The organism is Deltaproteobacteria bacterium, assembly GCA_003194485.1.
Lineage (GTDB): Bacteria > Desulfobacterota > Dissulfuribacteria > Dissulfuribacterales > UBA3076 > UBA3076.
The window spans coordinates 24,370-43,615 of record PQXD01000016.1 but is presented as its reverse complement, the minus strand read 5'-3'; the positions used below and the strand labels follow the sequence as shown (position 1 = coordinate 43,615).

Annotated in this window: 21 protein-coding genes, 3 pseudogenes and 1 riboswitch; of the genes and pseudogenes, 17 read left to right on the top strand and 7 right to left on the bottom strand. The window is 49.4% G+C overall.

Annotated features, from left to right (window positions below; translation table 11 throughout):
* Nucleotides 1-179: 179 nt before the first annotated feature.
* The 6 genes from C4B57_09190 to C4B57_09165 are packed head-to-tail and all read left to right on the top strand — an operon-like array spanning nt 180 to nt 4,901.
* The gene (locus C4B57_09190) at nt 180-908 is read left to right on the top strand and encodes a 3-oxoacyl-ACP reductase FabG (GenBank protein ID PXF53753.1); all 729 of its coding nucleotides are present in this window, start codon (nt 180-182) and stop codon (nt 906-908) included.
* The gene (locus C4B57_09185) at nt 905-1,552 is read left to right on the top strand and encodes an outer membrane lipoprotein carrier protein LolA (protein ID PXF53752.1); all 648 of its coding nucleotides are present in this window, start codon (nt 905-907) and stop codon (nt 1,550-1,552) included. Before C4B57_09190 ends, C4B57_09185 begins: the two co-directional genes overlap by 4 nt.
* A complete protein-coding gene (locus C4B57_09180) occupies nt 1,549-2,262 on the top strand; it encodes a hypothetical protein (protein ID PXF53751.1) in 714 nt (237 codons plus the stop codon). Before C4B57_09185 ends, C4B57_09180 begins: the two co-directional genes overlap by 4 nt.
* Nucleotides 2,223-3,935: a hypothetical protein gene (locus C4B57_09175; protein ID PXF53750.1), complete on the top strand. Its 1,713-nt coding sequence runs from the start codon at nt 2,223-2,225 to the stop codon at nt 3,933-3,935. Before C4B57_09180 ends, C4B57_09175 begins: the two co-directional genes overlap by 40 nt.
* Nucleotides 3,932-4,525: a hypothetical protein gene (locus tag C4B57_09170; protein ID PXF53749.1), complete on the top strand. Its 594-nt coding sequence runs from the start codon at nt 3,932-3,934 to the stop codon at nt 4,523-4,525. Before C4B57_09175 ends, C4B57_09170 begins: the two co-directional genes overlap by 4 nt.
* Nucleotides 4,503-4,901 (top strand): hypothetical protein, encoded by a 399-nt coding sequence (locus tag C4B57_09165; GenBank protein ID PXF53748.1) that lies wholly within the window; start codon nt 4,503-4,505, stop codon nt 4,899-4,901. Before C4B57_09170 ends, C4B57_09165 begins: the two co-directional genes overlap by 23 nt.
* A 139-nt stretch (nt 4,902-5,040) precedes the next feature.
* On the opposite strand, the pseudogene C4B57_09160 reads toward C4B57_09165, so the two are convergent.
* Nucleotides 5,041-5,124, bottom strand: a pseudogene (locus C4B57_09160) (four helix bundle protein).
* 95 nt (nt 5,125-5,219) lie between these two features.
* Between C4B57_09160 and C4B57_09155 the strand changes: the two are divergent.
* The 6 genes and pseudogenes from C4B57_09155 (at nt 5,220) to C4B57_09130 (ending at nt 8,545) form a co-directional block, all read left to right on the top strand.
* Nucleotides 5,220-5,687, top strand: a complete 468-nt coding sequence (locus C4B57_09155) for an acyl-CoA thioesterase (protein ID PXF53747.1) — start codon at nt 5,220-5,222, stop codon at nt 5,685-5,687.
* Nucleotides 5,684-6,835: a beta-ketoacyl synthase gene (locus C4B57_09150; protein ID PXF53746.1), complete on the top strand. Its 1,152-nt coding sequence runs from the start codon at nt 5,684-5,686 to the stop codon at nt 6,833-6,835. Before C4B57_09155 ends, C4B57_09150 begins: the two co-directional genes overlap by 4 nt.
* Nucleotides 6,836-6,951: 116 nt before the next feature.
* A pseudogene (locus tag C4B57_09145) lies at nt 6,952-7,074 on the top strand (hypothetical protein).
* The gene (locus tag C4B57_09140) at nt 7,074-7,271 is read left to right on the top strand and encodes a hypothetical protein (protein PXF53745.1); all 198 of its coding nucleotides are present in this window, start codon (nt 7,074-7,076) and stop codon (nt 7,269-7,271) included. The pseudogene C4B57_09145 and the gene C4B57_09140 overlap by 1 nt, the downstream one beginning before the upstream one ends.
* Before the next feature lie 8 nt (nt 7,272-7,279).
* Nucleotides 7,280-8,281, top strand: coding sequence for a hypothetical protein (locus C4B57_09135; protein ID PXF53744.1), 1,002 nt, complete (start codon nt 7,280-7,282; stop codon nt 8,279-8,281).
* Between the two features lie 6 nt (nt 8,282-8,287).
* Nucleotides 8,288-8,545 (top strand): hypothetical protein, encoded by a 258-nt coding sequence (locus tag C4B57_09130; protein PXF53743.1) that lies wholly within the window; start codon nt 8,288-8,290, stop codon nt 8,543-8,545.
* 345 nt (nt 8,546-8,890) lie between these two features.
* Here the strand turns inward: C4B57_09130 and C4B57_09125 are convergent, their stop codons facing one another.
* From C4B57_09125 to C4B57_09100, 6 genes are all read right to left on the bottom strand, one after another.
* Nucleotides 8,891-9,469 carry a hypothetical protein gene (locus C4B57_09125; GenBank protein PXF53742.1) on the bottom strand — a complete coding sequence of 193 codons (579 nt, stop codon included), beginning with the start codon at nt 9,467-9,469 and terminating at the stop codon, nt 8,891-8,893.
* Nucleotides 9,470-9,873: 404 nt separating this feature from the next.
* The gene (locus tag C4B57_09120) at nt 9,874-10,107 is read right to left on the bottom strand and encodes a hypothetical protein (GenBank protein ID PXF53741.1); all 234 of its coding nucleotides are present in this window, start codon (nt 10,105-10,107) and stop codon (nt 9,874-9,876) included.
* Nucleotides 10,107-10,478: a 4-amino-4-deoxy-L-arabinose transferase gene (locus C4B57_09115; protein ID PXF53740.1), complete on the bottom strand. Its 372-nt coding sequence runs from the start codon at nt 10,476-10,478 to the stop codon at nt 10,107-10,109. Before C4B57_09115 ends, C4B57_09120 begins: the two co-directional genes overlap by 1 nt.
* Before the next feature lie 41 nt (nt 10,479-10,519).
* Nucleotides 10,520-12,022 carry a hypothetical protein gene (locus C4B57_09110; protein ID PXF53739.1) on the bottom strand — a complete coding sequence of 501 codons (1,503 nt, stop codon included), beginning with the start codon at nt 12,020-12,022 and terminating at the stop codon, nt 10,520-10,522.
* Between the two features lies 1 nt (nt 12,023).
* Nucleotides 12,024-12,296: a lipid A biosynthesis protein gene (locus tag C4B57_09105; protein PXF53738.1), complete on the bottom strand. Its 273-nt coding sequence runs from the start codon at nt 12,294-12,296 to the stop codon at nt 12,024-12,026.
* Between the two features lie 27 nt (nt 12,297-12,323).
* A complete protein-coding gene (locus tag C4B57_09100) occupies nt 12,324-13,142 on the bottom strand; it encodes a glycosyltransferase (protein ID PXF53737.1) in 819 nt (272 codons plus the stop codon).
* Nucleotides 13,143-13,815: 673 nt separating this feature from the next.
* Nucleotides 13,816-14,025, top strand: a riboswitch (cobalamin riboswitch).
* A gap of 134 nt (nt 14,026-14,159) precedes the next feature.
* Between C4B57_09100 and C4B57_09095 the strand changes: the two genes are divergently transcribed.
* From C4B57_09095 to C4B57_09075, 5 genes and pseudogenes are all read left to right on the top strand, one after another.
* Entirely contained in the window at nt 14,160-14,948 is a 789-nt protein-coding gene (locus tag C4B57_09095) for a hypothetical protein (GenBank protein PXF53736.1), read from the top strand.
* A complete protein-coding gene (locus C4B57_09090; GenBank protein ID PXF53735.1) occupies nt 14,945-15,769 on the top strand; it encodes a hypothetical protein in 825 nt (274 codons plus the stop codon). The genes C4B57_09095 and C4B57_09090 overlap by 4 nt, the downstream gene beginning before the upstream one ends.
* 22 nt (nt 15,770-15,791) lie before the next feature.
* Nucleotides 15,792-16,892 (top strand): annotated as a pseudogene (locus tag C4B57_09085) (ABC transporter substrate-binding protein).
* Entirely contained in the window at nt 16,889-17,917 is a 1,029-nt protein-coding gene (locus tag C4B57_09080) for an iron ABC transporter permease (GenBank protein ID PXF53734.1), read from the top strand. Before C4B57_09085 ends, C4B57_09080 begins: the two are co-directional and overlap by 4 nt.
* Nucleotides 17,914-19,176, top strand: coding sequence for an ABC transporter ATP-binding protein (locus tag C4B57_09075; protein PXF53733.1), 1,263 nt, complete (start codon nt 17,914-17,916; stop codon nt 19,174-19,176). The genes C4B57_09080 and C4B57_09075 overlap by 4 nt, the downstream gene beginning before the upstream one ends.
* Nucleotides 19,177-19,246 lie beyond the last annotated feature (70 nt).

Genomic DNA, 19,246 nt, shown 5'->3' with positions numbered 1-19,246 from the left:
GTTTTAACTATCTCCGGGTTTCCCTAACTTCCTTTAATAAGATACGAAGCTTATGGATAAAGTCCTTTTCCCCATTCAATATTCGATGTTGGACGTTCGATGTTCGATGTTCATTTTTTTCTCGAACCCTAAACCTCTGAACCTGTGAAAGGTTACGATGTTATGCATAGGAACGTATTATGGACAAACCACGCACAGTATTGATTACAGGCGGCAGCCGGGGTATTGGAGCTGCGATTGCCAAAAGACTGGCCAGCGCGGGCTATGATATCTGGCTCAATTACCGCTCCTCGCATGAAGCGGCCGCATCTGTAAAAAGTGACATAGAGGCCCGGGGACAGCGCTGTACTCTCCTGCCCTTTGATGTGGCTGACGAACCGGCTGTGGACAAGGTTCTCACCCCATTGCTGGATGAGGAAGTGCCATACGCTTTAGTCCACAGTGCCGGAGTCACCCGTGACACAGTGGCGGCCCTGATGCGCAGGGAGGATTGGGATACAGTGCTCAACGTTCACCTGACCGGTTTCTTTCTGCTGACGCGTATTTTGTTAAAGGCCATGCTGTCCAAAAGACAGGGCCGGATCATTGCCATTGCCTCTGTGTCAGGGGAGACAGGCCTGGCAGGTCAGATTAACTACTCTGCGGCAAAGGCAGGGCTCATAGGGGCATCCAAGGCCCTTGCCAGGGAGGTGGCCAAGCGCAACATTCTGGTCAACGCAGTATCACCCGGACTCATTGAGACGGAGATGATCCGGGACCTGCCCAGGGAAAAACTGCTCCCGACTATTCCCCTTGGCCGCATCGGACGGCCTGAAGAGGTGGCAGGGGTGGTAAATTTCCTGCTGAGCGATGAGGCAAGCTACATTACAGGGCAGGTTATAGGGGTAAACGGGGGCCTTTACATGTGAGCGGAAAAGGAATGAGGCAGAAACTGATACTTATACTTTTATCCTTTTTTATTATTTCTCCTGTTTTTGCAGAAGACAATGGCAGACTTTCATCATTTATCCACGAGGTAGAGGCAAAGGCCGCCACTGTCAAGACCTTAACGTGCACACTGAAACAGGAACGTCATTTAGCCATCTTTGCCCGGCCGGTTATTTTTCGAGGCCGCATGGCCTTGGAAAAGCCGGACAAACTGCGCTGGGAATTCACAAGCCCTATAGCCTCTGTGTTGATTTTTAATGGCGCCAAAGGGATAAAATGCAGTGGCAATAGTGAGCCTCAGAGATTTAATCTGGCTACGGATCCGGTAATGCAAATGGTATCTAAACAGATATGGACCTGGGTAAACGGATCATATGCTACTCTACAAGAACAATACCATATGGTATTGCTTGAACCAGGCCCTTGCCTTGTACTTACAGCAAGCGATCCAAAGATAGCAAGGGCAATTTCCAGTGTAAAGATCAGCTTTAATCCTGATTCGTTGCAACCAACCACAGTAAGAATACAGGAAGCCGGCGGGGACCATACTGTAATTTCGTTTAGCGATTTTATCCTGAACCAACCCCTGAACCAATCCCTTTTTACCAGGTGTAGCAGCCCGTGAACACAAAGTCCGTCTGGCTGAAATGGGGCATTGCTTTTTTTCTGGCCGCATTTGGATTGTTTGCAGCCAGGGGGATATATCTTGGAGAGGATGCATTGGACCTCTTGCCGGATTCAGCAGTACGCGGGGATATCCAGTTGCTACAACGTATGGGGCTGGTAAATCGTGTCTTTATCAGCTTGGAAATAAATCCTTCCCAGACGACTGTTTCAAGGAATGGAATTGAACAGGCACTCAAAACTTCTGCCAGACAAGTTGGATCAGTTCTTGCAGAAAATCCCGTATTCAGGGAAGTGTTATATCAGCTTCCTCCAGGCTATGAATGGAGACTTCTGGATCAACTATGGTCCCATCTGCCGGCCCTTCTGGCAGAAGAAGACCTGCGCTGGATACAATCCCAGCTTACTACGGATGGACTTAATCAGGCCCTTACAGAGGATTTTGCCCTGTTAAACAGCCCTGCCGGATTGCCACTCAAGGAACAGATACGCCGGGACCCGCTTGGGCTGTCACGTCTTCTTATAAAGCGCCTTTCCAGGCTCCGTGGTGAATTTACTGGTCAAATTCGAGATGGATTTTTTTTAGTCAGGACGGCAGAAGTTGTCTTATTTGGGCTGAAAGCGCACTCCCGCTTACAGATTCCAAGGCTGCGGAACAAGTACAGGGTGAGGTGCAAAAGGCCCTTAAGCAGGGCCTGGTTCATGGAGTAAGCGCACGAATCATCGGCGCCCTTCCACATACCCTGGCAAACGCCCGCACAGTCCAGAAAGATCTGCGCAAGCTCCTGCCATTGGCCACTTTGACACTGTTTATATTCTTTTTCCTGATTTTTCGGGATCCCCGCGCGTTATTGGTAGTGGGCATTCCCTTTATGGCCGCCCCTGTGGCAATAGCCGTTCTGAGGCTCTTTTACGACCGGGTAAGTGCTATTGCCCTCGGGTTCGGCATTGTCCTTCTGGGTATTGCAGTAGATTCTGCTATACATATCTATCTTGCGCTTTCCAGAAGTCCCGGCGGCAAAGATGCTGTCCTCAAAGGTGTTAAACGCCCGGTAATTTTGTCCACAGCGACCACTCTCGCGGTCTTTGTGGTGTTGCTCTTCTCTGAAGTCCCATCTCACAGGCAAATGGCCGCTTTGGCCATAACCGGGGTCTTTCTGGCAGTGGTATTGGCCTGGATACTTGTGCCCACCCTCGCAATAAGAAAACCCCGGATTTCAAAAGAAGAACATATAAAGCCCGGCCTCCGGTATTCAAAATCAAAGCTCATACTATGGGGGCTGTTGCTTGCCGCCGGAGCTTTGGCCTGGCCCAGGTTGCACTATAACGGAAACCTTCAGACACTGGACATGATTACTCCAAAGATAAAAGCAGACGAGGCCCATTTTCGCGCTACCTGGGGACCCGCTGGAGATGAGGCATTTGTTCTGGTTTCAGGAAGCACCCTGTCACAGGCCCTGGATCGAAACGACCGAGTCTATGAGGAACTTCAGCATCATTCCATATCGGGTTTGCGAAGTATTTCTCCAATTCTTCCCGGACCATGCCTGCAGGCACAAAACATATCAAACTGGAACATTTTTTGGGAAAAGCGGCGCGTTAGCGCTGAAAAGGAAATGGACCGAATTGGAACAGAACTGGGTTTTATCCCCGGGGCCTTTTCACCCTTTTTTGAATGGTTGTCTGCCGAGCCTGTTATCCTGGATCCAGGTGTTCTGATTTCCGGGCCGCTTTCACCATTGATATGTTCCATGCTGCGTCTGCCGGATAAGCACGGCACAAAAAACCAGGACAATAATCGGCATGAGATAGTGATAGCTACAATTGCCCCGGACATCCCCGGCACATGGCCTGTGCTTAAAAAACTGGAGGAACAAATTCCCGGAGTTGCAGTCCTCTCCAATTCCAAATGGCGCTCCAGCATAGAGATACTATTGCGTCGCGACTTAACCAGGCTTTCCATCGCAGCCGGCATACTCATAGTATGTCTGGTGTGGTTTTTCTTCCGAAGGCCGATGCCTGTGCTTGCAGCATTGGCCCCTGTGCTTTCCGCCCTGTCGTCCATGGTCATATTCAATTACCTGTGCAACAAAGACATCAACCTCATGCACATTCTCATTGGGATCATGGTAATAGGCATTAGCGTGGACTACGGCATCTTTGTAGTATGCGCCTACCAGAGGGCGATTTTCAAAACCACGTTTTTTGCCGTGAGCATGTGTACTGCCAGTACCCTTTCAGGCTTTGGGGTATTGACCCTGGCAGAGCATCCGGCCCTCCACATACTGGGAGCCACAGTGCTTGCCGGGATCGGTGCAGCCTGGCCGACCGCACTATGGATAACACCGGCGATTCTGAAGCTACATAATGGAAATGTAACATGATGCATTGGATATCGTTGATATTAATGATTCAGTTTATTTCAGGATGTGGTATCAACAGGATCCCTGAACATGCCGGTCTGCATTTTCCATATGTGGAGGAATCTCTCTGGAAACTTACTATAGAAAAATGGGGGGCTGAACGATTTACCGGTCTGCTGGTAGTGAGGACTATTGGCCCTGATTTCCATTTGGCCCTGCTTGATGCCACTGGGATTAAGCTGCTGGAGACCACAATGTCTAATGGAAGTGATGTCAGAGCTATTTTTGCCTTAAAGTCAGTGCGCGACCGCGGTTTGCCGGAATATCTTTCCAAATCCGCCTCACGCATTTTTGATACCGTGTCAGATGATGTCCATTGTTTCAGACATGGTTTCATCAGAATATGCAAGAAAAAGCCTGCTTCGGATGTGGAAAGAAAAGAGGCCCGCTTCGGCCCTTTTTTGCTTTGGTCTGTGGACTATTTTTATAGTAAAGACACATCTGAAGGATTTGTTTGTGCGGTGTTGCAAGAGCCATGGAGGCGCTCTAAGCTGACCCTGGAGCTATTCCATGGTTTATATCTGACTTATGATAAAAGAAATCGATACTGATTCCATAGAACAGGCTTTGATGGAATCTCTATCTGAATACACTGTAGATAGAGATGAAGACATATCAGTGAATGGCACGTTTGTCTTTCAGCCTGATTTCCCCTGCTTCCAGGGCCACTTCCCAGATCAAGCAATACTCCCGGGCATCATACAAATGGCGGCGGTTCGTTCATTGGCCAATAAGGCCCTGAACCAACAGCTTGTGCCTACTGCTGCAAAACGAATCAAATTCCGAGGCCTTATCCAGCCAAAGGAGCGAATATCGATAACCGTGAACTTGAAAAGGCACCGAATGACATGGAGGGCCATATTCAGCATCCGTAATGAGAATGAGACTGTGTCTACAGGTAGAATAGATTTCTGTGAAAAAAATTAGATCTGTGCGGTTAGCGGTTAGCCATTAGCATTAAGTTGTTTTGTAAAAGTTCACAGGTTACATTTATGCCGTAATGAATTGTTTTGAAAGATGAACGTCGAACGTCGAATGAAAAAACGAATATCCAATTCCGAACATTCAACGGTATACGCTGAATGAGTTTTAACTGTCTCCGGGTCTCCCTAACTTCCTTTAATAAGATACGAAGCTTATGGATAAAGTCCTTTTTCCCCATTCAATATTCGATGTTGGACGTTCGATGTTCGATGTTCATTTTTTTCTCGAACCGTGAACCCGGAACCCCTGAATGGAGAAGACATGAGATCTCAACGTTGCTACTTTCCTCAAGAGCCTGATGCTCCCAGGCCTCTTACAGTCACTGTTCCCCGCAGGGTCAGGTTTGAAGAAATAGATCCGTTGGGGATGGTATGGCACGGCCGGTACGTGAGTTATCTTGAAGATGGCCGCGTGGCATTTGGAGACAGGTACGGCCTGCGTTACACGAAGTTCCGGGATGAAGGGCTGGCAGCTCCTATTTTGAAAATGCACATCGACTATAAGGCCCCGTTACGCTTTGATGAGATAATGAACATTGAGACCGCTCTACACTGGAGCGATGCCATGAGGCTGAACTTTGAATATCATATTACAGGCCAGGACGGACGTTTAGCAGCCACTGGGTATACGGTCCAACTCCTGACAGATATGAAGGGGGATGTTTTGCTCGTACCGACTGCCTGGATTGAAGATTTCCGGCAAAAGTGGAGAGATGGCAAGCTGGAATGAAATCAGTAGCTATTGTGGCCACCAGAGCGATAACTTCTCTTGGCAATTTAGACGAGACGTGGAGCGGACTGATGGAAGGACGCTCTGCCCTTGCCTGTCTTAAATCAGACGGTTTGTTTGGCAGATGGCCGGTAGGGTCAATAGATAGGCTTGAAGGAGAGCCGGGAACGGCAAAACGCCTTTACGCACTGATAAAATTGCTTCTTGCTGACAGCCCCCCGGTTCCGGATGACACCACCCTCATTCTGGCTATTACAAAAGGCGCTCCGGACGAACTCCTTGCCCGGTCAGTCGGTCCCACACCAGGCCAACCTTGTGATACTGCAAGTTATATAGCGAGAGAACTCGGCCTTAAGGGTCCTGTAAGCACAATCAGCGCTGCCTGTGCATCCGGAACAATAGCTATAATCCAAGGAATACACAGGATTATCAGTGGTGATGCAAAAACGGTCGCCGTAATCGGTATAGATATATTAAGCCGGTTTGTGCTGGCCGGTTTTGCAAGTCTTATGGCGCTTTCCACTCAACCTTGCCGTCCTTTCGATCATAGACGTGATGGGCTTAGCCTGGGCGAAGGGGCTGGAATCATACTTCTATGCGCCACAGAAGAGGCCCATAAACGCGATCGGCCCATCCTTGCCCGGATAACCGGATGGGGGGCGGCCTGTGACGCAGCTCACATCACAGCGCCGGACAGGGAGGCGAGCGGGCTGATAGCTTCCATAAAAAAAGCTACGGACAATTGCCGCAGGAAAGTAGGCGCCATAAACGCCCACGGTACCGGTACCCGGCATAACGATGCCATGGAGATATGCGCATTTACCACTCTGTGGGGCAAAAACAATCCGCCTTTTCATTCTGTGAAAGGAGCTATAGGCCACTGCCTTGGAGCTGCAGGCGTAATTGAGGCGGTCTTATCTGTTGAAAGCCTGAAGAGGGGCCTGATTCCTCCAAGCGTTGGACTGACGACACCGGAATCCGGCATCGGCCGTATAACCGGACAAAAACCCCTCGCCGTGGATCATCCATCCATATTATCCTGCAACTCAGGATTTGGCGGCATAAATGCAAGTTTACTTATTGGAGCAAAGCCCCTTAATCAGCTTAAAGGGGTTGATTACGATAGCTCTTTGAGCTTTTATCTTTGACTTTGAGCTGATTTCTGTGCCCGGCACCTGCCTGCCGGCAGGCAGGTGTCGGGCTTTTTGAGCAGTATCATATTTCAGAACTTTTTGTAGTATAATTTTTTACAAGCAGGCAGAAGAGGAAGTTGGGTTCAAAGGCCTACTGGCAACAGTTTGAGCCAGCTCCTGAGTTCGTTGTCATGTTTTTACCAGGAGAAAATTTCTTCAGTGCGGCCCTGGAGCAGGACCCCGCGCTAATCGAATGAGGTGTAAAAGATTGTATAATCCTTGCGACACCGAAGAGAGAAGGGTGTTTCCGTCAGCCAGGCGCTTTACGGAACTTGGCGCTTCATCAAAAAAAGAGATATCACCGATATTGCCTGCAGAGAAATTGTCAAAGATGCCTCTAATGCCGGAACTTGTTCACGACCAAGGTCCGTCAGAGAATGAGCAGAGCTGATTGGCATTATGATCGACTTTTTGGGATCAGGAGCACTCAATCTCGATCTGGTCTATGAGATAGATGACCTTGAGGATGTGCGGTCAGCAGGCTTTGATCTCTATGCCGGGCGCGAGATATCAGGAGATCACAAGACGGCAAGAGTCCTTATCGATTTTCTGGATAACCGGGGGACCCTCATTACCAAAAGCGGAGGTGGCTCTTCCGCCAATACCATATGTGCTCTCAGCCGTCTCGGACACAGGGTCGGCTTCATAGGTACAGCAGGTAAAGACGAAGCCGGGGATTTCATACTTGGCTCCATGAAGGGTGTGGAATTATCCCTTGTGAAACAAGTAGGGAAAAGCGCTGTCTGTGTCGTTGTGATAGATAAAGAGATGCGGAACAGGGCCATGTTTGTTGCACCTCATTATCATAAGGCAGGCTTTCCGGATGCCGCTGTCCTGAAAGGCGTATCCGATACAAGAGTGCTCCATTTCAGTTCCCTGGCCCAGCCCGGCGGTATCTCTGCCCAGACAGAGATGGCCAATGCCCTTAAGCCGGAACAGATACTTTCCTTTGATCCGGGTGAGCTATATGCAGCAAGGGGTATTGAGGCACTGTCAGATATTCTCAAAAGGACGGATTTGCTATTTATCACGGAAGAGGAAGTAAGGATAATGACGGGCATGGCAGGCGGGGCCGGGCTTGAGGCCGTTTATCCCCTGCTGGGTCGCAACGGCTCTTTGGGATTAGGCCTCTTCAAAGACACAGGAGGAGCTGCCATAATATGCAAACAGGGTCCAAAGGGTGCAGCTATCTATAGTCCTGAAGTATCTTTTACAATTCCGGCCGAAAAGGTTCCGGAAATAGTTGACAACACCGGTGCAGGGGATGCATTTAATGCCGGTTTTTTGGACGCCATGCTTCAGGGGGCACCTGCCCTTGAATGTCTCAGGTCCGGTGCCCGGCTTGCCGCCTTTTCTCTGTCCGCCTTTGGCAGAGGCTGGCTGGACAGACTGAAGGCCTGAAAAATATTGAGCTTTCAGATCTATTCAGGTAAATATCTGGTGAACCCGTTATATCCTGCCTTGAAGCGGTTGCCTTTTTCCGGGTTTCAAAGCTCACTCATCGCAGACCGGAGAGGCAGTGCAATCCGGCCCGCGGTTGAAACCCTGCAAAAGGCAAACCGCTCCTGCGGCAGGGCACGGATGGCAACTTCCATAATGGACCACGGGTTCACCGAATATTTACATCTGCTCCTGAATCAGAAGCGGGGGAATCAAATTCCCTAATCCCCTCCCCTGTCAGGAAGGGATTAGGGTGGGAGATGAGGGATAATCCCGAATTATGCAGCAGCCAAGTTTGCCAAAGATGCGAGGCGGAAGGCACGCAGACGTACTTTTGTACTTCAAGTGCCTGACAACAAAGCAGATTTGGTAAAATTGGCTGCCCCTTGTGGCTTCAAATACCGAACAATTTTTAACTCCGGTGGAATGCACCTTTTGGGTGAACATTCCAAACTGGACAATACACCATAACTTACTGATTTTTCTATTTGTTCCTTATTGTTCGGTGTTTGAAGTGCATAATTTGGGATAATTATTTATTGCAAATACTTACTCAATAGGCATATTCTTCTATATTATAACTAAGTAAGCCCGCCACGCATTCTTATTGAACCAGAACATATTATCATTCTGAGGCTCGACACAGACAATTTTGTTGTGCTGGTAAGAATAAAAGATATTAATAGCGTGACCCCAATGCTCCGTCTTATGGTAAAACCAGAGGGTACCAAATGGAATTCCCTTGAATACCCGGTTAATACTTCCCTGCAAAACCTGGGCGAAATCGTCGCAGTCGAATATCTGTGACATGTAAGGAATCAGGTCGGTATGCTCAGAATATTTGAGGTATCTCCACAGCTCGTTAAGAGTGTATCCAGTATAACTGCTGTCGGATAGATAGGCATGATAACCTGTATTACCAAATGCGGCTTTGATTGCATTGGCGACATTTATATTGGGAACATTGGGATGTCCAGCATACGGCAAACCTACTTCCTCTTCGACTGCAAATTTCTCTTCATCAACAAATTCCACTTCTGAAGCTTGCATAGGAATAGCTGTCGAACCCCTTCTATCCCGTATTATAACCTTAGCCTCTTCTTCCATCATTCTTCTACTGTCATCACTTCCAGGAATAGTAATGCCCATTTTTTTTCTCCTTTTCGATCTTCGAATGCTTCAGCACATTCTTTCTGGATATTATCTTTTGTATCTGCCAAGAAATTAGTAACTCTTTTACAGAGTCCGGTTAGTGGAAATTTTTTTATCCTCCTTTTCTCATTTGATTTTGATCACTCCCTTTTTCGTTTTCTTGAAATTGCTATTGAGCGAATATTGTGCCAGACTGGGGAAACGGGGAGGGATGCGGGGATTTTTGATAATAACTTACGGATTTACTGATATAATTTAATGTGAATTTGATTCTAAGGACGCGCTCCAAGACAAAGAAAGATAATGCATTCTGTCAAGCTAATATACATTTTCAGAAATAAAATGTAAATTCAGTTGACAGAATGCGCTTTTCTGGAATCGATTTCTTGCCTATTCAATTATTATACTTGTCTTGGATCTGTGGACATGAGGCTCTCAGAGAATAAGCAGGAATGGCAGGAACAAAGACAAAAGGAATAAATTGAGAACACGGAAAATCGTAAAAGATGGTATCCCTTGACAGTGGTCAGCCAGCCGGAGCGCAGGCTGTCCGCCACCTCGTCTATTTCTGCCTGGCCGATGGTCGGGCGGGAAAATGGCAAAAAAACGGACCTCACAGGGATGTTGCCAGTCATTATACACTCCTTGTAACGAGATATACACCCAGGCAGATTATCAGTATGCCTGCCCAGCGTACAGGCCCCAGGACCTCGTCAAAGAAAAACCGTCCTGCAAAGGCAGTCACGATGTAGCCCGCGCTCAGTAGTGGATAGGCATAGCTCACGTCCACCCTGGAGAGGACCATCAGCCACACGATGACACTCATCACGTAACAGAGTATACCTGCCATTACAAAGGGGTTCAGTGCCACTTTGACCCCGATGGGTAAGATATTTTGGATGGAAAATGCAAAATGGCCTATGTTGCGCATGCCCTGTTTGAGTACGAGTTGAGCACAGGCATTCAGCAAGACCCCTGACAGGATCAGCGGTAGGTATCTGTTCATTTCTTTATCATCTCTCTCCGTTCTTAATCATTTATCATTGATCAAAGACGCTTCGGCATACAGGATTTAGGTGCCTCCTTTTCTGCCAGACATGTGACCCAGTATCTGTCATGAAACCGCTGAAAATCAATACCTGATTCTTTCAGTATATTACAGAGGCTATGGGCCTCCTTCTTATCTGTAATAAATACATATGATCTTGACGATCCCGGTCCTCTTATTTTTCTTATGTCCTCCTGTATGCTTCCATCGGCCCAAGCCTCTCTACCGGTAAGAGATGTCCTGCGAAGGTCTCCGTTCAGATAGTACTGAAGGCCATAGAGCTTTGATCTATTGAAGGAAACAAACCTTGTATCGTCCCGGCCAACTTCACGACACAGTTTGTAAAGGGCTTTCATGTCCTTTTTGTTAAAAGAATAGGATGTAACTCCCTTTAGGCCGGCGAGCGTGAATGCCGTGAGCACACTTATAATAACAACTCTGTGCAAAATGCCGGTTCTCCCGGCGCCTGTGTAAATCCCCCGCGCAATAGCCAATACAATAGGGGCGTAAATGGGCAGGACATAGAGCTCCAGCCGGCTCTTTACCAGGCAAAATATAATCAGGGGGAGGAGGAGCCAGAGCAACAAAAAGGAGCCTTTACTCCCTTTTCGCAAGTGAGATCGAAGGACTGTTGGACTGATGATGCGTTTCTGCCAGAGCACTCTTAATCCGAAATACAGCCATGGTCCTGCGCCTAAGGTCAGAACCGACAGATAAACAACAAACGGTTTATACCATTCGTGGTTATGAACAGAGTTTGACGTGACCCTGTCTATTATCTCATGACCCAGAAAATATGACATAAGCCCCGGATGACGGAGACAGACGAGCAGATACCAGGAAAATCCTGCCAGGATGAACAGGAGTATCCCCAGGGGACTTATAACACTTATCTGTGGCTTGTGCTGGAAATGCCATATGAGAACAGGTATGAGTGGAAGTAATACTGCCGGGCCTTTGGTAAGAAAGCCAAGACCGAAAGATATCCACATTGCCGCGATCCATCTTTTCCCTTCTGCTGAAGACATGGCATGGTATGCTTTGATATAGCATAGGACAGCGCTTACCTCCCAGAGGGTCAAAAGCGTGTCAGTAGTGACTGCGTAAGCACCAAATACCGGAAAAGGTGACGATACATAGATAAGGCCTGCCATGAGTCCGGTGGTCTTATCCCAGAGTGTCGCCCCGATGTAAGCTACGGCCAGGACCGTAAAGAAAAAGGCGATCACATTGTAAAATCGGACTCCCCATTCGCTGGGGCCCAAGAGTTTTATGCCTCCTGCAATGGCCCAATATGTCAGAGGGGGTTTTGCCCAGTGAGGCCGGTAACCCAATGTCGGCTCCAGGTAGTTTCCACTTTCTATCATCTCGCGGGCACATTCTGCATATCGCCCCTCTGAAGTCTCATAGAGTCCCCTGGAACCCTGAAAGGAAAAGGATACCAGCAGGGCCAAAAAGACCATTGCCAGCCATGACTTCCCAGGTATATTTTCATTGTGCATCTCAATCAATATGGGGCCTTCTCTTCTCACGCCGGATCAGATAGAGGTTCCGGCTGTAAATAAATATCCCGCCCGCCTGACCGAAAATAAAGACCGGATCCTGACGATATATCGCATATATCAAAAGCAGGACAGACCCTGCAAGGCTCAAATACCAGAACAGGACGGGAACGACGCTCTTGCCGGCCTTCTCACTGGCTATCCATTGGACAAGAAACCTTGAAGAAAAAAGTATCTGGGCGAAAAAGCCCAGACCTAACCAATAAGTATTCATACCGTCTTTTCGTACAATTCAAGTCCGTCATCGGGTTTGGGGTCCGCGAAGACGCGGTTTACTGAACATGTACGTCCTTTCTTTCTCTTTATTCAACGATGAAGTCTTTATCTCTGGATATACCATTCGAGTCTGCATCCATCGCACGGCCAGGGTATCCATCAACCCTACCCAAAGACGGTTATGGATGCCATACTTTGTCTGTCCATACCTGCGAGGACGGTGGTTCACCGGCATTTCAAGTATGACGGAACACCCGCTGATTCGTATCAGTGTAGGTAAAAAGCGGTGCATTCCCTTGAATACCGGGATATTTTCCACGCACCGGTGGCGAAAGACCCGCAGTGAGCAGCCTACATCATGTATCTGTTCATTGGTAACCCAATTCCGGAAGGCATTCCCAATACGCGAGGAGACCTTCCGTATGAAGGTGTCCCTTCGTTTCCGGCGAAAGCCGTTTACCATGTCTGCATTATCTTCAAGCAGACGTCTTACCAGGACAGGGATATCCTTAGGATCATTTTGTCCATCACCATCCAGGGTGACCAGAATCTCCCCGCGCGCGCAACCAAAGCCTGTATATAGGGCTGCCGATTGACCATAGTTGCGTGACAGGGCAATAAATTGATGGCGGGAATCCTTTGCGTTTATTTGCTGTAGTTCGGATAGCGTATTATCTGTTGATCCGTCATCCAGCCAAAGGCATTCCCAGGACCATAATGCGGCATTCATCACCATTCCGACCTCTTTTGCAAGTCGGGAGATATTTTTTTCTTCATCCTTGACAGGAATGATGATGCTCAGGTCTAAATCCCATCGGTTATTTTTATCCGCAATCAAATCCATATATCTGTATATACTGGTTCTCGTTTCCGGCACGGTGGTCCAATGAGAAGTTACTAAATATTCGGTAAATTAGTATAGATAAAAACCGCTTTACATATTTATCAAGGATGGATACTCAGTATGCATTTTTTCGCTGATCAGCATATTCACAATCGCCTAATTTTTAAATTGGTTCTTACTTTCATATATCATTCTTCCTTATATGACAATTTCAAAACCCCATAGCGAGTCTGTTTTGAAAGCATTGCCCTTTTCCGGGCATCTCTTCCGAGGGATGCCTGCCTGATTATTTATAGGAACGCCTTGAAAAGGCTAAGGAAATCATTGACTCCGGGTAAATATCCGGTGAACCCGTTATATCCTGCCTTGAAGCGGTTACCTTTTTCCGGGTTTCAAAGCTCACTCATCGCAGACCGGAGAGGCAGTGCAATCCGGCCCGCGGTTGAAACCCTGCAAAAGGCAAACCGCTCCTGCGGCAGGGCACGGATGGCAACTTCCACAGTGGACCACGGGTTCACCGAATATTTACGACTCCGGACATGTCATGGACAGGCTATAGGAGTGGGCGGAAGTGCAAAATCGCGATCCAGAAGTGGGGAGGGATAAGCTGGGGGCCTTGCTGGAGAAACTTTGGGTTCATTTCGATATTTTTTTCTTGACAATGGCACCCGCTTTCGGATAAAGGAAATTCGGTGCCCTCATGGGCTTAATAGGGAATCCCGTGAAAGTCGGGAGCGGGCCCGCCGCTGTGACCCTGCCCTTTTTCATTAATAAAAAGGGAACCCTTTTAGCATTCATGTGCCACTGTTCCGGTGAACCGGGATGGGAAGGTCGCTAAAGGGGCGGGGAAGCCAGAAGACCTGCCGGGAATAATATATTGAGGCAAGCGTCGTGGACAAGCGCTTACCTGTGTGGTCCTGCGGATAAAAAAAGGGAAATCCCCGGATCGGTTTAATTCGGTCCGGGGATTTTTTTTACCTTCTGACAATGTACTAATAAATCGGATACGCAAGGACCATGTTTTTACCGCGCGACATGTTTTATGTGGCAGTATCCTTTTATCTTTTGAGCGGGTTTCTGTCTATTTTTTTGCAGGGCAAAAGGGCACTTCTGTTTCGATGTATATTCGGCATCGGCCTTTTCGCCAACTTCTTGTCGGATGCCGGCCGTTATTATTTTTCCTGGCCCCTGATGCCCATGTTCCAGGGCCCGTTTTTCCTGCCGCTTTTTATCGGCATCCTGTCCCTGAAGACAATATGGCAAAAGCGGGCGGGATGGAACATGCTCGTGGCTTTGATATGCCTATTGTCGCTGGCAGCGGCCTTTTTCCCCAACGACTTTTATCTCCCTTTCCTAAAATCCAAAACCATCTTCTCCCACCTCTTTTTGTTGTCAGGCATTATTGGCAAGTCCTGCTTTTTGATCGCCGGCATCCATGCGCTTGATCATATCCGTCAGAAGGGCAGATCAAGAAAACAGGCGGTTTTGAGAAACAGGAGCTGGGCTGCCTCCTGGATTGTCTGGGGGTTTGGCTTCTGGACCTTCTCCATGTTTTCCGGAGAGATATGGTCCTATCTCAGCTGGGGAAGTCCGGTGGTCTGGGATGACGCAGCCATCACCATGACCACGGCCACCTGGTTTTACTATGGGTGTTTTCTGCATCTCCACCTGCTGAAAAGCTGGGATGTCGAAAGGAGGACATATGCTGCCGTTTTCGGCGCGGTGTTGATCTTGACTTTTAATTGTTGTCCTGAGCTGGGGGGATTCCGGCTTCCCGACACGGGTATTTTGATGAAGTTTCTATGAAAGACATCGTGAAAAAAATATGGAAGGTCTTGGGAAGCGTCCGTCTGACCACGGTGGTTCTCTTGCTGCTGGTTGTTGATCTGGCAGGCGGCTACCTGGGGCTTAAAGGACACGAGAACCTGTTTAAACCGCTCAATGACTTGGGACTTATTGAATGGATCAAGACTTACGGGATAACTTACGCAGGCCATACAGTGTGGTTTTTCGGACTGTTAATTCTGCTGTTTCTCCTGGCTGTAAACACCTTTGTCTGTACTACCAACCGGGTTTTCACCCTGGCGAAGTTCCGTTCCCGTTTTACAGGCCGCCTGCGGTTTATTTTGAAATTTTCACCCCACATCATGCATTATGCCTTGATTGTGATCCTGATCGGCTACCTTGTCAGTTATCTCTATGCCAGGACATATCCGGACATAATTATCGTTCAGGGACAAAGTGTCCGGATCCCGCATTCGGAGATTCAAGTGCAACTGGGATCGTTGGATGTCCAATATTATCAGGGAAGCCGGCTGAAATTTCTCAATAACCGGGCCATCAACGTCCAGGCAGCCCTGCGCTTGACCGCGGGGCAAAAGGAGGTGTGGAAGGCCATCGGCATCAACGCCCCTTTCAGATTCAAGGGCCTGAGCTTTCATCTTAAGGATTTTGCCCCCCAATATAAGACCGGCATGAAACGCCGGCCTTACATTAATCTGATCATCAAAGACGATCCTGGAATGATGTTCTGTTTTACCGGGACCGTGCTCTTTATTGTGGGACTGTGCATGTATCTCTATCAGTGGTTCTTATTACAGGCGAAAGAAGGAAAACGCCGTGTATAAATTCCATTCTCACCGGGCACTCATAAAGCTGTGTATCGCCGCGTTAGGCGTGTTCCTGCTTGCAGCCTGCCGTCAGGAAGCAGGCGGCAGGACATCGTTCAGGAGTATCGGTGAATTTTCAGTAAAAACACTGCCTGACAACTGCAAGGAGATCCGGGACGGTGCGGGAAGAACCCTGGTTCTGGTGCCCAGAGGACAAAAGCCGCCGGACGGATATGAAAGACATCAGATCATTGAAATACCGGTCCGCCGCGTGGTGGTCTATTCCGGGTATAACGTGGCGCTGCTCAAGGCCCTGGGCATCCTGGACAAGGTGCTCGTGGGCGTCACCAGGAAAAAGGAGTACTGGACCATCGAGGAAGTCAAAAAAGGAATGGAAAACGGACGGGTCACTTACATCGGCGAATCCAGCGCGGTTGATTTTGAAAGACTCAAGGCCATCGAGCCCGACCTGGTGCTTACCTGGGACCCGTCTGTGATTTCCGGAATTATGGAGCTGGATATCCCGGGGGTGATCACGACCACTGCCGAAGCCATGAACCTTGATACGCGCATGCGGTTCGTCCAGTTCCTGGCCCTTTTTTTCAACAGGGAAAAGGAGGCGGATAAATATGTTGCCAGGGTGTCCAGCGCCATCAAGCGGATATATAGCCTTAATCTCTCTCCTGATGTGCGGCCCAAAGTGATCTGGGGAGATATTTATGAAAAAAGGGTGCTGGTGGAGCCGGGGAATTCCTGGGTTGCGGAGATGGTGAATCTGGCCGGGGGGGATTACCTGTTCAGCGACATAGCAGGCGGGTCCTGAATTGAAATTACACTGGAAAGGTTTCTTTCCAGCGGCAAAAAAGCGGACATACTTTTTACATACAGGACCTATGAAACAGGGGCCTCATCCAAGGCGGCCCTGGCCCGGATCAATCCCCTGCTGAAAGGTATCGGCCCACTTACACACGGCAAGGTCTTTTCTCCCCTGCCATGTTATGCGCAATCCGCTGACCGGCTGGATGAAATCATCGAAGAGGTGGCTGCCGTTTTAAACCCGGGACGTTTCCCTGAGTATCGTATGAAATTTTTTACCAGGCTTCCGGATACGGATAATCCTCCACAGGCCATGCTGAAATGAAAGAAAAACGCATCATCGACGCAAAGAGACACTACCTGCTTTTCGCCCTGTTTTCCGCGGTTTTGCCGGTCTCTGTGGCCGTTAATATCATCGCTGGGTCCATTGACATATCTTTACCCGATCTGCTGCGCATTATCAGCAGTCATGACGTGGGGACCACAAGCGGTTTCATCGTATGGAACATCCGCATTCCAAGAGCCGTGGCCACAGTCATGGGCGGCGCATATCTGGCCGTGGCCGGCCTGTTGCTCCAGGTGTTTTTCCGCAATCCCATTGTCGGCCCTTTTATCCTGGGGATCTCCTCGGGCGCAACGTTGACGGTCTCTATTGTGATGCTGACCACACTGAGCCTGGGATTCACCGCTCTGGCCCCTTTTTTAACCACTCTTTCCGCCCTTGCCGGCGCTTATGCGACCATGGCCGTGGTGCTGGCCATTGCCGCAAAGGTCAAAAACGTGATCACCCTGCTCATTGTGGGTCTGATGATGGGGTATCTGTGTCATGCCGTTACCAGCGTCCTTGTGGCCTTTGCCAGACAGGAAAAAATCAAGGGTTTTGTGCTCTGGCAGCTCGGCAGTTTTGCAGGGTTTAAATGGAGTGAAATTCAAATCCTGTTTTTCCTGGGCGGCTTGATCCTGATCATTGTCTATGGACTCAGCAAACCATTGAATGCCTTTCTCCTGGGGGAGGCATACGCATCCACCATGGGGGTGAATATCCGGCTGTTCAGATTTCTCATTATTTTGTGCGCCTGCGCTCTTGCCGGCATGGTGACGGCCATGGCCGGGCCGGTGGCCTTTATCGGCCTGGCCGTGCCGCACATGACGCGTCTTTTTTTCGCAACATCGGACAATCGGATACTGATCCCCGGAGTTGTTTTTTTAGGCGCCATCGTGACCAGTCTGTGCGATCTTATCGCCCGCCTGCTTTTTTCGCCGGTGGAGCTGCCGGTGAGCGCCGTTACCGCCATGTTCGGTGCGCCCCTTGTCATCAGCCTGTTGATGAAACAGAGGGTGTCGGTATGACAAATACTCAAATTGATACGGTTCTGACGACAAAAGATCTCTCCGTCGGTTATGACGCAGAAGTTGTTCTTAAGGCCGTCAATTTTTTCTTGGGCAAAGGCCGGTTTATCTCCCTGCTTGGCCCCAACGGCGCCGGCAAAACCACCCTTTTAAGGACGCTGGCCGGGCTGCTTGCGCCCATCAAGGGAACGGTCCTCATCAATGAAACCCAATTGCAGGGATTCCCCCAGGCGGATCTGGCCCGGATAATATCGGTGGTATTAACGGAGCGGGTCTCTCCCGGCCTGTTTTCCGTGTTCGAGTTTGCCGCCCTGGGCCGCTACCCGCATACGGGATTTTTAGGAAGACTGACACGGGCTGATGAAAAAATAGTCCTCGATTCCCTGGCCCTGGTTCATGCCCGGGACCTGGCCGCCCGACAACTGGACACCCTGAGCGACGGCGAGAAGCAGAAAGTACTTCTGGCCCGGGCCCTGGCCCAGGAGCCACGGGTGATCCTGCTGGATGAACCCACGCTGCACCTGGATTTAAGGCACCGCATGGAGGTGATAACCATTTTGCAGCGGCTATGTCGGGAAAAAGGTATCACAGTGGCGGCCTCCCTGCACGATGTGGACATGGCCGCCAAGGTGTCCGATCGCGTCCTTCTGGTCAAGGACGGCGGCATCGTCGCCTGGGGCCCGCCGGAAGATACGCTTAATGAAGAAAGCGTCTCCGCCCTTTACGATTTTGACGGGGCGAGCTTCAATCCGGCGCTGGGGAGCATTGAGATCAAAGGCAACGGCCATAGAGGAACGGTTTTTGTTGCCGGCGGCATGGGCAGCGGCACAGCTCTCTACCGGCTGCTGGCCAAGCGGGGATTTGCCATTACCACCGGGGTCCTTCATGGAAACGACCTCGACTATCACGTGGCAAAGGCCCTCGGCGCAAAATGCGTCACTCAGTATCCTATGGGAAAAATTACCCAAAACGAGATAAATAAGGCGCTCCCCCTGGTCCGGCAGGCTGTTTGCGTCATCGACGCGGGATTTGCGGTAGGGACGCTGAACCGGATGAACCTTCGGCTTATGACAGAGGCCATAGAACAGGGCAAACCTGCTTTTACCTTAAGAAAAGAAGAAGAGGCCCGGCAACTGCTGCAGACGGATTCAGGCAGACTGCTTATCTGCCAAAGTGAAGTCCGGCTGTTGCACAGGATGGAGATATATTTAGAAGATAACCGGTCACAGGGTGCTTCTTTTGAAAACGATTTGCGTTAGCCCCGCAGGTTTTCTTGGCTTTTGCGGCATGGGAGACCCCGGCTCCGGAGCACAGCGGAGGAGAACGGGG